Consider the following 14,141-nt stretch of genomic DNA (forward strand, 5'->3'; position numbering starts at 1 on the left):
ACGGCCTGCAAAGCCGTGTACACGGGTTCAAATCCCGTCTCCACCTCGCAAGGGCGATTAGCTCAGTGGGAGAGCGCTACCTTGACACGGTAGAGGCCACTGGTTCAATCCCAGTATCGCCCACCACGAAAGCCCAGGTCACACCGCGAGCGCTGACCTGGGCTCTTTTGCTTTGACGCAGTCGGGCCCGAAATCGGGAGCATATCGGGAGCACGCTGCTCCCGCCCCCCTGTCTGGGCTACCCGACCCTGGGTGAGCCACCCCGGCCTCGGGTCATCCGCCACTCCCGTTCCGCCGCAGGTGCGGCAGGTCCATTCCGGCGGTGTTTGGATGCAGTTGTCGGAGTGCAGGCGATGTGCAGACCTGAGCACGAATGGACGCACAGAGCTTTGGGCTGGTTCCTGGCCGGTTGGCGTCAGCGCTGGCGAAGCGGCTCGGCGATCTCGGCTGGTCCGGTAGGTATCTACCTGAGCGCCATTGTCGGCTAGGGGCGGAGGGGCGCGAAAGATGGACGAGCTGGCGCCTGCGGTGCATCGCACGATCGTGTGCGTGGACGTGGAGGGCTTCGGGGATCAGCGTCGCACCCATCTTCACCAGGTGGCGGTTCGCAAGGGCGTGTACCGCTGCCTGCGTACCGCGTTCGACTGTTCGGGGATTTCCTGGCAGGACTGCTACCGGGAGGATCGCGGCGACGGCGCGTTGGTGCTGGTGCCGTCCGATGTACCGAAGGCCCTTGTGGCCGCAAGGCTGCCGGGCGAGCTGGCTGGGGCGCTGGCCGCTCATAACCAGGCGTGCGATTGGCGGGCTCGGATCCGGTTGCGGCTGGCTGTGCACGCCGGTGAGATCCACCACGATGAGCACGGGGTGACCGGTACCGCGATCAACGTGGCGTTCCGGCTGCTGGCGGCAGAGCCGCTCAAGCGGGCATTGGCGGGCTCGGCGGGTGGGCTGGCGGTGATCGCTTCACAGTGGTTCTACGAGGAGGTCATCCGGCACGATGCGGCCAGCAGCCCGGCCACGTATCGGCAGGTGCGCGTTTCGGTCAAGGAAACCCGGGTCAGCGCGTGGATCTGCCGCCCCGACGACCCGTACCCGCCCCAGCAAGATGGTGTGCTGCCGCCGGCACCGGAGGTGGTCGTGCCCCGGCAACTGCCCGCCGCCGTCGCCGGGTTCGCCGGCCGCCGGGCCGAACTGCAGACGTTGACCGCCGAGCTGGCGCAGCTGAGGGAGACCGCCAGTGCGGGCGGCACGGTGGTGATTTCCGCGATCGGCGGTACCGCGGGCATCGGCAAGACCGCGCTGGCGCTGCATTGGGCGCACCAGGTGGCCGAGCGGTTCCCCGACGGGCAGTTGTACGTCAACCTGCGCGGGTTCGACCCGGCCGGAACGCCGGTGACCTCCGCGGAGGCCGTCCGCGGGTTCCTGGACGCGTTCCAGGTCCCCGCGGAGCGAATTCCGGTCAGCCTGGCCGCCCAGGCCGCCTTGTTTCGGAGCCTGCTGGTCGGCCGCAGGGTGCTGGTGGTCCTGGACAACGCCCGCGACACCGACCAGATCCGTCCGCTGCTGCCGGGATCGCCGGGCTGTGTCGTGGTGGTGACCAGCCGCAACCAGCTCACCAGCCTCATCTCGACCGAAGGCGCCCGGCCGATATCCCTCGATCTGCTCCGCGGCGACGAGGGCCGTCAGCTACTGGCCCACCGGATAGGCCCCGGTCGGGTGGAAGCCGAACCACGAGTGGTAGCGGAGATCATCGATCTGTGCGCGCGGCTGCCGTTGGCACTGTCCATCGTGGCCGCACGCGCGGCCAGTCACCCCACCTTCCCGTTGGCCGCGCTGGCCGACGAACTCCGCGAAACCCACCACAGACTGGAAGCCCTCAACAGCGGCGAGAGCAGCACGCGGGCCGTGTTCTCCTGGTCCTACCGGCAGCTCACTCCGCAGGCCGCTCGGCTGTTCCGGCTACTGGGCCTGCACCCCGGGCGCGAGGTCACCGTGCCCGCAGCGGCCGGCCTCGCCGACGTCCCCGTCGTCCGTGCGCGGGCCCTGGTGGCCGAACTGGCCCGTACCCATATGATCACCGAGCCCGCTCCCGGCCGGTTCACCTTCCACGACCTGCTGCGCGCCTACGCAGCCGAACTGGCTCGTGCCCATGAGCAGGAACCCGAACGGCACGCCGCCCTCGACCGGATGCTGGACCATTACCTGCATACCGCCTACGCCGCCGCCCTGTTGCTCTACCCCACGGCGCCGGTCATCACTCTGCCGCCGCCTCGTCCGGGAGCAAGGGCACAAGGTTTCGCCGACTACGCGGCGGCGTCGGCCTGGTTCGACGCCGAATACCCAGTGCTCCTGGCTGCCGTCGAGCACGCTGCCGTCACCGGGCGCCACACCCACGCCTGGCAGTTGTGCTGGACGCTGGTGGTCTACGTCAGGCCACGAGGACACTGGCACGACTGGATCGCCACCCACCACACCGCCCTGGCCGCCGCCCGGCAGCACGCCGACCGATGGGGGCAGGCGCACACTCATGCCGGGCTCGGTGGCGTCTACTCGCTGCTCGGTCGATACGGCCAGGCGCACACCCACCTACGGAAGGCGCTCCACCTGTTCCGTGACCTGGCCGACCAGGCCAACCAGGCCCACACCCTCGTCAGACTCGGCACGCTGTTCGAGTATCAAGACCGCTACGAGGAGGCGCTCTCCTACACCCACCAGGCGCTCGCCCTCTCCCGCGCCGCCGCTCACCGCCGTGTACAGGCCAGCTCCCTCAATAACATCGGCTGGTACCACGCCCTACACGGCAACCCCCGGCAAACCCTCGACTACTGCCGACAAGCGCTCACCCTCAACCGGGAACTCGGCGACCGGCAGGGTGAAGCCAACAACCTCCACAGCCTCGGCTACGCCCATCACCTGCTCGGCCAGCACCGGCAGGCCGCCGCCTATTTCCAACAAGCCCTCAGGCTGCACGGACAAGTCGGTAACCAGCACTTCCAAGCCAACGGTCTCGATCACCTCGGCGACACCCACCACGCCACCGGTGACCTCGCCGCAGCCCGCGCGGCCTGGCAGCAGGCCCTCGACATCCTCGATCAGATCAGCCTCATCCCGCACATGGGCGCCGGCTACCCCGACCCGGACATCATCCGCGCCAAACTCCGTGGGCCGCGATCTGACGACCAACGAGGCCCGTGAGTTCACCAGCGTCTGCCAGCGCCTTGTTGGTCTCGCCGTACTCGTGCGGCCGCTGCCCGACCAGCTCCGACCAGCGGGCACCGGGGTAGCCGTCCAGCGGCACCAGCACGAACCGGCGGCAACCGAAGCTCCCGCAGAGCCGCAGCACCGCCCGCAAAACCTGGACCGCGGCGGCGACCTGGTGCTCGCGGGATTGGTAGTGGTCATGGGCAAGCGCAGGGGATGGACAAGACCGCCCATGCCCAGAAGATCCGTGACCAGCGCACCTGGGCTGCCAACACAAGCGGATAACGTCATCGAACCCGAATGACGTTAAAGGAATAGAGGATCAGCTCGGCGCTCTGGGCATCGTTTTGAACTGCGTCGTTTGTGGAACACGGCCCACATTGAAGCGGCGCTCCACCAGCCGCGGGACGCAGGGTAACAACGCCCTTTCACCCTCAGCACCGGACGCCCGCTGAACAACCGCTGAACAAACCGCTCAGGATCTAAGATCCATGTCCACATGCGGCCAAATCACGCAGAGAACATTCCCCACTTCCAGGAAACTGCCTGCGCCAGCACCCCTCTAATAGGTAGGTCCTGATCTGGGAAATCGGGACGATACTGTCTGCGTTCGCAACTCTCTGTCCAATTAGTGGTCACTATCGGCAAGCCCTACCGGATCTTGCCCGGCGTCTCACCGGGTGTTAGCGTTCGCTGTCGTATTCCTCTTGGTGAGGAGACGATCAACATCCAACAAAATCCGAGGGCAATCCAACGGAAGGAATCCAGGCGGAAAAAGGGGACGCAACAGCAAGGACGCCGCTTTAGACAGTACCAACTCGAACGTCAGAGCACCCCCGAACGAAAGAGGCAATTTCCGTATGCGATCGTCCTACCAACCGAACAATGTGTCGGCATTCATACGCTCGCTCATCGCAATGGCTGCGATGGGGGCGTTGCTCATGGGCGGGCTCTTCATCTCTGCTCCGGCATCAGCAGCGGTGGACGCAGACAAGATCAAGAGCTTGACCATCGAAGGCGGCACCTCCGATCACAGATCAAAGCTCGTGATCAAGTTTCCTGGTGCAGGCCTATCGAAGAGCGAGGCCAGCAGCTTACGTCACGCTCTGACCCGCGGCCAGGTACGGCACCAGCGATTCGCCGATGTTCTGCAGTGCGGTCAAAAGATCGGAAGAATGGACAGCAATGGATACTTCTCCATAGCCCTCTACTGCGGCGCGCCCGGAACCAGCACTCTTCCCTGGGGTTACAAGATCTCCCCCGAGCTGCGGGCCGTCATCACCGGCCTGGTGGCGGAGCGAGGCATGGCCTGGTGGCAGAACGGCCAGGCCAGACCGTGGAACGCCCCCCACGTGGTTTCTCCTGACTACCAGTTCCACGGCACTCTCGGACCTGTGTGGTGGGGTGACGACATCGATTACAATGACTACTTTGTCTTCCGCGTCAACGTAGGCGGCCAGACGGGCACGGCATCCCTCACCATCGCGGGCACCGTCCAGGTGCGCCAGTAGAATCGATCACATGGTTCACGAACGACTTCTCACGCATGTGCGTGGCACTGCCGAGGCAATTCTCGATCGCCTCGGCAGTGACGCATGCACTCACGTCAACATCATAGAAGTTGCCCCCTACAAAACCGAGGACATGCCCGGCGCCGATCGCCTGATCCTGGAGTTGCACTCAGGGAGCGCCGATGCCGATATCTCGGCCGGCGAGTCACTCTCCCATATCCGGATCACGCTCGGCGAAAGTGGTCGAAAGAATATTGGATACGCTCTGTACCCTCTTGGTGTTTCAGAGCCTGACGCGGTCGTCGCGTTGGCCTCCCATATTCAGGATTACATCACGGAGATCAGTTCAGGCCGGCCGGCCCCCGCTTGCCCGAACCATCAGCATCCAATGATCGCAGAAGCCGTGGAGGGAATACCTGTCTGGCGTTGCCCACACGATGCGGCCAACCACGTCGAACCGATCCTGGGCCCTCCACACGCTTACAGCTCATAACAAAGGGTGTAGTTCCCGGCTCACACAAGGTTTTCGTAGCTGGTAATCGTCGGTCGTTGGTGCGTGGCGGCGGTGGTCGAGTCGGCCCGCCACTCCTGGCGCCTTCCCCGGTCTTCCACGCTTGCGCGTCCACCCACGCCGCGAACTCGGCCTCGGCCCCGGCGAACTCCCGCAACCCGTAGGCACTTCCTGATCTCCTCCTGGTGATCGAACGGCGTCTGCCGCCGCTCGGTGCCGCGCCATCGCGGCAGTCCCCCATTCCCCTTTGCCGGCCAGCGGGAATAGGGGGATGCCTGACAGTCGCCACAACTCACGGGCGGGCTGTGTCGCGGCGGTAGGCGCGGGTCGCCAGCACGGTCAGCAGGCCCGTCCAGACGGCGACGACCACCCATGCCCGCAGCGGCCAGTCGGTCTGATCGATGGCCGCTCTGGCGGCTTGGACCAGCCAGTAGGACGGGAGCGCCTCGGCGATGCGGTGCAGTGTCCCGGTCTGGGCGAGCGGGCCCCAGGAGCCGCCGAGAAGGGCGAACAGGGCGGTGGTACCGCCGGTGGCGGGGCCGATCGCGTCCGATGTGACCAGGTGCCCGATCAGGACACCGAGGACGGTGAAGGGGATCAGCCCCACCAGGACGAGCCCGGTCATGATCAGCCATCCCGAGGCGGACAGCCGGACGCCGATGAAGGCGGCGGCGATGGAGAGGACGGCCATGCTGATCAGGGCCAGTAGGTACCCGGTCGCCGCCTTGGCGGCGAAGTAGGCGCGGGCGGGGAGTGGGCTGACGCGCAGATGGCGGTTCCAGCCGTCGGCGCGTTCGGCGGCGATGCGTGAGCCGGTGGCCATGACCGCGGCCATCGTCCCCCAGGAGACCATGCCGGTCATGTAGTAGACGGGGAAGGCGAGCCCCCCGAGCTGCTGGTGCCGGTTCGGGCCTGCCACCAGCAGGAACAGCAGCAATGGGAGGCCGAGGGAGAAGAAGATGAGTCTGCGGTTCCGGAGGGTTTGGACGATCTCGTATCGGGTGTAGACGGCGTTCATCGCGGCTTCCCCTGTTCGGTGAGTTCGACGTAGGCTTGTTCGAGGTTGGCGCCGAGCACCTCGATGTCGCGGGCGGCGGGTTCGGTGCGCAGCAGGGCGCGCAGCGCTATGTCGGAGTCGCCGCACACGAGCGTGACGCTCGCGCCGTGCCGCTCGGCGCGGACGACGCCGGGGAGCGCGGTGAGCGTGTCGATCGCGGGGTCGGGCAGGGTGGCGCGGATGGTGCGGCGGCCGGCGGTCGCCTTGATCTGGGTGGCGGAGCCGTCGGCGACGACCCGCCCGCCGGAGAGCAGGACGATGCGGTCGGCGTGGGCGCCGGCCTCTTCCAGGTAGTGGGTGGCGAACAGGACGGTCCGGTGGCGTGCGGCGAAGGCACGCGTCGCGGCCCAGAACACCTGCCGGGCGGCGACGTCCATGCCGACGGTCGGCTCGTCCAGGATCAGCAGGTCGGGGTCGGGCACCAGCGCGAGCGCGAACCGCACCCGCTGCGCCTGCCCGCCGGACAGCCGCTGGGTGCGCAGGTCCGCCAGGCTCCGGACGCCCGCCAGGCCGAGGGCCTCGCTGACATCGAGCGGCGCGGGGTACAGGCCGGCCGCCATCGTGAGGAGTTCGCGTACCGACAGGTCGCGCAGCAGCCCGTCGCTCTGCAGCATGACGCCGATGCGTCCGGCCTTGACGGCGCCGGCCACGGAGCCGCCGAGTACTGAGACGGCGCCCCGGTCGGGCCGCAGCAGCCCGGTGATCATGGAGATGGTCGTCGACTTCCCGGCGCCGTTAAGTCCGAGCAGCGCGACGGTCTCGCCGGGCGCGATGTCCAGGTTCAGGTCGTGGACGGCCTGCACGGCCCCGAACGACTTCGCCAGCCCCCGGAGCCGCAAGCCCGGGGCCGCGGCCCAAGGCCGACCGGCGGGTCCGTCCTCGACGTTCATCATGTCGCGTGTGGTCATGCGCTCAGCGTTGTGCTGTGCGGATGAAAGGACGGTGAGAGCGCGGGCTCAGGTGCGGGGAAGCCGGACGGTGACCACGGCGCCGCCGAGTGGGCCGTCGTTGGCGGCGGTGACCGTCCCGTGATGCGCGGTGATCACGGCCTGGACGATCGACAAGCCGAGCCCGGCGCCGCGGGTGCTGCGGGCGTCGTCGCCGCGGGTGAACCGGGTGAACGCGGCGGTCAGCAGGTGCGGGGCGAAGCCGGGGCCGTCGTCGGCGACCTGGAGCGTGGTGTGGTCACGGCCGGTCTGGATGCGGATGTGGACGTTGCGCGCCCCGGCCGCCGCGCTGTTGCCGACCAGGTTGGCCAGGACCTGGCGGAGCCTGTCGGGGTCGGCCTCGGCGACGACCGGGTCGCCGGACGCCTCGACGGCCAGGCCGTGCAGGCGTCCGAGCCTGCGGGCCTCGTCGGCGGCCAGGTCGAGCAGGTCGACCGGTTCGGTGCGCATGACCAGGGAGCCGGCCCGCGCGCGGGCCAGGAGCAGCAGGTCTTCGGCGAGCCGGGACAGCCGGTCGGTCTCACCCATCGCGGCGTTCAGGGAGTGCCGAACCTCGTCGTCCGGGCCGGCGGCGCCGAGGGCGAGTTCGAGTTCGCCGCGCAGGACGGCGATCGGGGTGCGCAGTTCGTGGCTGGCGTCGTCGACGAACGCGCGTTCGCGGGCGGCGGCGACCTGGAGGCGGGCGAGCATGTCGTTGAGGGTGCGGGCGAGCCGGGCGATCTCGTCGTCGCCGGGCAGCTCGGGCAGCCGGCGCTCGGCCTCCAGGGAGGAGATGTCGGCCGCCTCGCGGGTCAGCGCGCCGACCGGGCGCAGCGCGGTGCGGACCACGGTCCAGGCGGCGAGCGCGAGCAGGCCGGTCAGCAGCGGCGCCGCGACGAACAGGATCAGCTCCAGCCGGTCGCGGGCCGCGTGCACCGGCTCGGCCGACACACCGACCACCAGCACGCGGTGCCCGGGAAGCACGCGCTGGACCAGCAGCCGCGCAGGGCCGCGCTGGGAGCCCGGGCCGAGCGGCACCGACCTGGTGATCAGCACTGGGTCGCGCACGTCCCGCACGTCCCGCGGAGTGAGCAGCCGTCCCGGCGCCGCCGCCGAGCCGCCGAGCAGCCGTCCGTCGGCGGTGTAGAGCTGAGCCATCGGGTCGCCGGCCAGCTCGGCGAGATCACCGGCGCGGACGGCGGCGGCCAGGTCGTCCGCGCGGGAGCGCAGGCCGGAGTCCAGAGCGTCCCCGAGCTGCCGGTCCAGGGCGACGAACAGCAGGACCAGACAGGTCACCAGGGCGGCGGCCGCGCCCACGGCGGACACCAGGGTCACGCGGGCGCGCAGCGAACCGGGCGCTAGCCGCACTGTCCACCTCCCGATCCGATCCTCTCACCCGCGATCTCTCATGCCGCTCTCATCCGGCGGCTCGCAGGCTGGGCACGAGCGGGCGGGACGTCCCCGCATTCCCCCGCACGTCCCGTCCGCGCCCTCGACCCGGAGGAGGCCCCGGATGATCGACGTCAAACGGGCGTTCGTCGGCCCGCCGCTGCGCAGCGCCGGACTGGTCGGGCAGCTGCTGCCCAAGAGGCTGGCGTTGCCGGTGTTCTGCAGCGACCCGCTGTCGTCGGTGGCGTACGCGACCCAGCAGATCCTGGCGGTACTGGCGCTGGGCGGCCTGGCGCTGACGCACCTGGCGCCGTGGATCGGCGGGACGATCGTCCTGCTGCTGGTGATCGTGGTCGCCTCGTACCGGCAGACCTGCTTCGCCTACCCCAGCGGCGGCGGCGCGTACGTCGTCAGCCGGGAGAACCTCGGCGCGCGGGCGAGCCTGGTGGCCGCGGGCGCGCTGATGGTCGACTACGTGCTGACCGTGGCGGTGTCGGTGGTGGCCGGGGTGGACGCCATCACGTCCTACGCGCCGGGCCTGAACCGGCACGCCGTCGGGCTCTCGGTCGCCCTGGTGGCGCTGCTGGCCGTGGTGAACCTGCGCGGGCTGAAGGAGTCGGGACGCGGTTTCGCCGTCCCCACCTACGCGTTCGTCGCCGGGATCTACGCGATGTTCGCGGTGGCGGCCGTGCGGCTACTGGACGGCGGGCACCTGCGCGCGGTGAGCGCGGACTACGGGGTCCGCCCGGAGTACCACCATGTGACCGGGCTCCTGGCGGCGGCGCTGGTGCTGCGGGCGTTCGCGTCCGGGTGCACCGCGCTGACCGGTGTCGAGGCGGTGAGCAACGGCGTCCCGGCCTTCCGTCCGCCCAAGTCCCGCAACGCCGCCGGGACGCTGGCGGCGATGGGCGTGCTGGCGACGACGATGTTCGCCGGGATCACCGTCCTCGCCGTGGTGGCCCGCGTGCACTACGCCGATGATCCCGGACGGCTGATCGGCGCGCCCGCGTCCTGGGCCGAGCCGACCGCGCTCGCGCAGGTCGCCGAGGCGGTGTTCGGCCACGGGATCGTGTTCGCGCTCCTGCAGGCGGCGACGGCGGCGATCCTGGTGCTGGCGGCCAACACCGCCTTCAACGGCTTCCCGGTGCTGACCTCGATCCTGGCCCGCGACGGGTACCTCCCCCGCCAGTTCCACACCCGCGGCGACCGGCTGGTGTTCAGCAACGGCATCATCGTGCTGGCGCTGGCCGCGGGCGGGCTGATCCTGGCGTTCCAGGCCGGCATCGGACGTCTCCTGCAGCTGTACATCATCGGCGTGTTCGTGTCGTTCACGCTCAGCCAGGCCGGGATGGTGCGGCACTGGCACCGCGAACTCGCCCGGGGCACGGCCGCCCGGTCGCGTGCGGCGATCCGGCGCGCGCAGGCGATCAACGCGCTGGGGGCCGTGGTCACCGGCGCCGTGCTCGTCATCGTGCTGGCGACCAAGTTCATGCACGGCGCGTGGATCGTGTGCATCGCGGTCCCGGCGCTGTACTGGCTGATGGGCGCCATCCGGCAGCACTACGACAGCGTCCGCGACCTGACCCCGCCCGGCGACTCGGTGACCGTCCCGTCCGGCAACCACGCGATCGTGCTGGTCTCCCGGCTCAACGCGCCCGTGACGCGGGCACTGGGATACGCCAAGAGCATGCGGCCCGCGACGCTCACCGCGCTGGCCGTGCGCGTCGATCCCGAGGAGACCGCGGCGCTGCGGGCGGCGTGGGAGGCCCATGGAATCGACGTCCCGCTGGTCGTCCTCGACTCCCCGTACCGGGAGATCACCCGCCCGGTGATCGACTACGTCCGCCGCCGGTACGGGCACCGGCCGCACGACGTGACCACCGTCGTCATCCCCGAATACGTCGTCGGACGCTGGCGGGAGCAGTTCCTGCACAACCAGAGCGCGCTGCGCATCAAGGGGCGGCTGCTGTTCTGCCCGGGGGTCGTGGTGGTGTCGGTGCCGTACCTGCTGCGGTCGGGACACGACCGCGCGCACCGTCCCGACACCGGGGACCGCGACTCGCTGCTGCTGCGTTCGGTCCGCCGCGACCTCGCAGGCCCACGACCTTCATGACCCTCATCCAGACGGAGGCACGCTGATGTCCATGTGGTTCGCAAAGCGCGGAGACCGGGCCGCGGACCGCGACCGGGCGCGGTCCGCTGCCAGGCTCGGCCCGGCCGAGCGCGCCGCCGATCTCGTCGTCGGCGCGCTCGGCTCCTGGGCTGGTGCCGGGATGGTCGTCGTCCTGGTCGTCGCCGCCGCGACGGCGGCCGCGCGGGACGATCACCGTGCGGGGCCGGTGGCGGTCGTGGCGCTGGCCGTGTCCGCGCGGGCGCTCCTCGAGGTCGCGCTGGTGCTCGTGGCGGTGCGCCGGCACGACGACAACGCCGCCGGGCACGCCCGGGCCGGTGTCGATGCCGCCCGGCGGTCGGCGGCGTTGGCCGAGGAGCACACGCGGGAGCTGGAACGGCTGCGCGCCGAGGTCGCCCGGCTGGCCGCGCGGGTGGAGACCGCCGGGCACGCGTCCCGGCGGGCGGCGCCGTCCGGCGGCCCCGACGACGACCAGGGCGGCGGCCGCGCGGTTCTAGGCTGGCGACCATGAGGCTGCTCGTCGTCGAGGACGACCCGGGCATGGCCGCGCTGCTCGTCCGGGGCCTGCGCCGGGAGGGCTACGCGGTGGACGCGGTCGCCAACGGGCAGGACGCGCTGTGGAGCGTGCGGGAGAACGACTACGACGGCGTCATCCTGGACGCGATGATCCCGCCACCGGACGGCTTCGAGGTCTGCCGCCGGATGCGCGCCGAAGGACGCTGGGCCCCGGTGCTCATGCTCACCGCCCGCGACGGGGTGCCCGACCGCGTCCGCGGCCTGGACGTCGGCGCCGACGACTACCTCACCAAACCGTTCGCCATCGCCGAACTGCTGGCCCGGCTACGCGCCCTCACCCGCCGCGACCCGCTCGAACGCCCGGCCGTGCTGCACGCCGGCGACCTGACCCTCGACCCCGGCACCCGGGCCGTGCGCCGCGGCGACACCGACATCCGGCTCTCCCCCAAGGAATTCGCGCTGCTGCACGAATTCATGCGGCACCCCGGCGACGTACTCACCCGCACCCACCTCATCGAACACGTCTGGGACTTCGCCTACGACGGCGGCTCCAACATCGTCGATGTGTACGTGCGCTACCTGCGCGCCAAGGTGGACCGCCCGTTCGGACGCGACACGATCCAGACCGTCCGCGGCGCGGGCTACCGCCTCGATCCCGGCGCCTGACGACCCATCGGGCTTTCATCTCCGCCTCACCGGCGAAACCGCAGCGTGGTCGACGAGGGCCGCTGACGTCCTTCTCCCTCGGGTCGGTCATCGGCTCCGGCCGGCCGTTCGGCTCGCCGTACGCCGCGCAGGGCGCCGGACCGGCGGCGGGCGGCCTCATGGCAGCCGTCCCGGGCTTTCATCTTTCTCTCATCCGGCCACCGGCACCCTGAATGCGATCGGGCCCACCGGCCCGCCCACCCACAAGGGGGATCGCATGAACATCGCCGCCGCCCTGCGCCGCGCCGGCCGTCATCTGGCCGGCCCGGTGACCACGGCACCGCACGGGGAGCCGGGGAGAACGGGCCGGCCGCCGGCCCCGGCGTCACCGCCGGGGCTCCGCCCCGTCCGACTGCTGCTCACCGCGGTGCTCATCTTCATGGTCCTGTTCTTCGGGCCGGACCTGCTCGACCACGCCACCACCGAGCACATCCCCTACAGCGGCCTGCTCACCAAGGTCGAGGCCCACCAGGTCAGCTCGGTCGCCGTCGGCAGCAGCGGCACCGTCACCGGGACGCTCACCAACGGCAGGCACTTCACCACCCAGGCCCCGCTGTGGGCGCTGACCACCGGCGACCTGGCCACTCACCTGGAGTCCTCCGAAGTGAAGGTCTCGGCGTACCAGCAGAGCGACACCCTGCGCCAGCTCGTCACCTCGCTGCTGCCGACAGCGCTCTTTCTCGGCGGGTTCGTGTGGCTCGGCCGCCGGATGCAGCGCAACCTCGGCGGCTCCGGCGGGCTGGGCGGGCTGCTGCGCACCAAGACGCGGGTGACCGACGCCGAACGCCCCGCCACCCGCTTCGCCGACGTCGCCGGATACGAAGGCGTCAAACAGGAGATCCGCGAGGTCGTCGACTACCTGCAACGGCCCGAGCGCTACCAGCGGGCCGGCGCGCGCGGACCCCGCGGCGTCCTGCTGATGGGACCGCCCGGAACCGGCAAGACCCTGCTCGCCCGCGCCGTGGCCGGAGAGGCGCACGTCCCGTTCTTCGCGATCGAGGGCAGCGCCTTCGTGGAGATGTTCGTCGGGCTCGGCGCCTCCCGCGTCCGCGACCTGTTCACCCAGGCCCGCCAGGCCGCCCCGGCGATCATCTTCATCGACGAGATCGACGCCATCGGCGCCCGCCGCTCGCTCGCCGGACCCGGTGGCCACGACGAGCGCGAGCAGACGCTCAACCAGCTCCTCGCCGAGATGGACGGCTTCCCCGGCGACACCTCGGTGGTGGTCATGGCCAACACCAACCGTCCCGAGGCCCTCGATCCGGCCCTGATGCGCCCCGGACGCTTCGACCGGCAGATCCAGGTACCGCTCCCCGGCCTGGCCGACCGCGAACGCATCCTGATCGTCCACGCCCAGGGCAAGCACCTGGCGGCGGGCGTCGACCTGTCGCTGGTCGCCCGCGCCACCCCCGGCTTCAGCGGCGCCGACCTGGCCAACCTGGTCAACGAGGCCGCGCTGCGCGCCGCGCGCCACGACCGCGACGAGCTGCGGCCCGCCGACTTCGACGCCGCCCGCGACCGGCTCGTCCTCGGCCAGCGCGACGAGTCCAACGCCCTGCTGCCGGCCGAGAAACGCGCGGTCGCCGTCCACGAGAGCGGCCACGCCCTGGTCGCCGCGCTGTCCCCCGGCGCCGACCGCGTCGCCAAGGTCACCATCCTGCCCACCGGCATGGCGCTCGGCAGCACCCACCAGCTTCCCGAGGACGACCGCCACCTCTACAACCAGGACTACCTCACCGGCTCCCTCGCCGTCCGGCTCGGCGGACGAGCCGCCGAACTCCTGGCCTTCGGGCAGGCGTCCACCGGAGCCGCCGACGACCTGGCCGGCGCCACCCGGCTCGCCGTGCGGATGGTCCGCGAATACGGGCTCTCACCCCGGGTCGGCCCCGTCGCCTACCCCGTCCCGGCGGCCAGGTATCTGGGCGCCGAGGCACCCGACCGCCCCTACGCCGAGGCCACCCAGCGGTTGATCGACCACGAGGTCGCCCGCCTGCTCCGCGATGCCGAACAACACGCCATCGATCTGCTCCGGCACCACCGCCCGGCACTCGACGCACTCACCCAGCGGCTGCTGGACGAGGAGACCGTCGACGGCCAGACCGTCTACGACATCGCCGAACAGACACCCACCGCCCCGTCCGCCATCACCGGGCCGACACCAGCCGCCTAGGAGGCGTCATGAAACCGCTCACCC

General features: G+C 70.5%; 10 protein-coding genes and 1 tRNA gene. 8 read left to right on the top strand and 3 right to left on the bottom strand.

The window, feature by feature from the left end; genetic code table 11:
- The first annotated feature begins 51 nt into the window (after window positions 1-51).
- The 4 genes from E1264_RS29985 to E1264_RS30000 all read left to right on the top strand — a co-directional run bounded on the left by E1264_RS29985 (window position 52) and on the right by E1264_RS30000 (window position 5,205).
- Window positions 52-126: transfer RNA gene (locus tag E1264_RS29985), tRNA-Val, on the top strand.
- A gap of 381 nt (window positions 127-507) precedes the next feature.
- Window positions 508-3,195: a tetratricopeptide repeat protein gene (locus E1264_RS29990; protein WP_132178812.1), complete on the top strand. Its 2,688-nt coding sequence runs from the start codon at window positions 508-510 to the stop codon at window positions 3,193-3,195.
- 866 nt (window positions 3,196-4,061) lie between these two features.
- Window positions 4,062-4,712: a hypothetical protein gene (locus tag E1264_RS29995; RefSeq protein WP_132178813.1), complete on the top strand. Its 651-nt coding sequence runs from the start codon at window positions 4,062-4,064 to the stop codon at window positions 4,710-4,712.
- A 10-nt stretch (window positions 4,713-4,722) separates the two neighbouring features.
- Window positions 4,723-5,205, top strand: coding sequence for a hypothetical protein (locus tag E1264_RS30000; protein WP_132178814.1), 483 nt, complete (start codon window positions 4,723-4,725; stop codon window positions 5,203-5,205).
- A gap of 310 nt (window positions 5,206-5,515) precedes the next feature.
- Here E1264_RS30000 and E1264_RS30005 read toward each other — a convergent pair whose 3' ends face one another.
- From E1264_RS30005 to E1264_RS30015, 3 genes are read right to left on the bottom strand one after another with little or no spacing between them, the layout of a single operon-like run.
- Window positions 5,516-6,241 carry an ABC transporter permease gene (locus tag E1264_RS30005; RefSeq protein WP_132178815.1) on the bottom strand — a complete coding sequence of 242 codons (726 nt, stop codon included), beginning with the start codon at window positions 6,239-6,241 and terminating at the stop codon, window positions 5,516-5,518.
- Window positions 6,238-7,188 (bottom strand): ABC transporter ATP-binding protein, encoded by a 951-nt coding sequence (locus tag E1264_RS30010; protein ID WP_243711248.1) that lies wholly within the window; start codon window positions 7,186-7,188, stop codon window positions 6,238-6,240. The genes E1264_RS30005 and E1264_RS30010 overlap by 4 nt, the downstream gene beginning before the upstream one ends.
- Before the next feature lie 48 nt (window positions 7,189-7,236).
- Window positions 7,237-8,574, bottom strand: coding sequence for a HAMP domain-containing sensor histidine kinase (locus E1264_RS30015; protein WP_207936422.1), 1,338 nt, complete (start codon window positions 8,572-8,574; stop codon window positions 7,237-7,239).
- Window positions 8,575-8,719: 145 nt separating this feature from the next.
- Here E1264_RS30015 and E1264_RS30020 point away from each other — a divergent pair, with 145 nt between their 5' ends.
- The 4 genes from E1264_RS30020 (at window position 8,720) to ftsH (ending at window position 14,117) form a co-directional block, all read left to right on the top strand.
- Window positions 8,720-10,708: an APC family permease gene (locus E1264_RS30020; RefSeq protein WP_132178817.1), complete on the top strand. Its 1,989-nt coding sequence runs from the start codon at window positions 8,720-8,722 to the stop codon at window positions 10,706-10,708.
- 31 nt (window positions 10,709-10,739) lie between these two features.
- Window positions 10,740-11,237 (top strand): hypothetical protein, encoded by a 498-nt coding sequence (locus tag E1264_RS30025; protein WP_132178818.1) that lies wholly within the window; start codon window positions 10,740-10,742, stop codon window positions 11,235-11,237.
- Entirely contained in the window at window positions 11,234-11,908 is a 675-nt protein-coding gene (locus E1264_RS30030) for a response regulator transcription factor (RefSeq protein ID WP_132178819.1), read from the top strand. Before E1264_RS30025 ends, E1264_RS30030 begins: the two co-directional genes overlap by 4 nt.
- 256 nt (window positions 11,909-12,164) lie before the next feature.
- Complete coding sequence (ftsH, locus tag E1264_RS30035; RefSeq protein WP_132178820.1) at window positions 12,165-14,117, top strand: ATP-dependent zinc metalloprotease FtsH; 1,953 nt, start codon at window positions 12,165-12,167, stop codon at window positions 14,115-14,117.
- The last annotated feature ends 24 nt before the right edge of the window (window positions 14,118-14,141 follow it).

Source organism: Actinomadura sp. KC216 (assembly GCF_004348535.1).
In the GTDB taxonomy this organism is placed as follows: domain Bacteria; phylum Actinomycetota; class Actinomycetes; order Streptosporangiales; family Streptosporangiaceae; genus Spirillospora.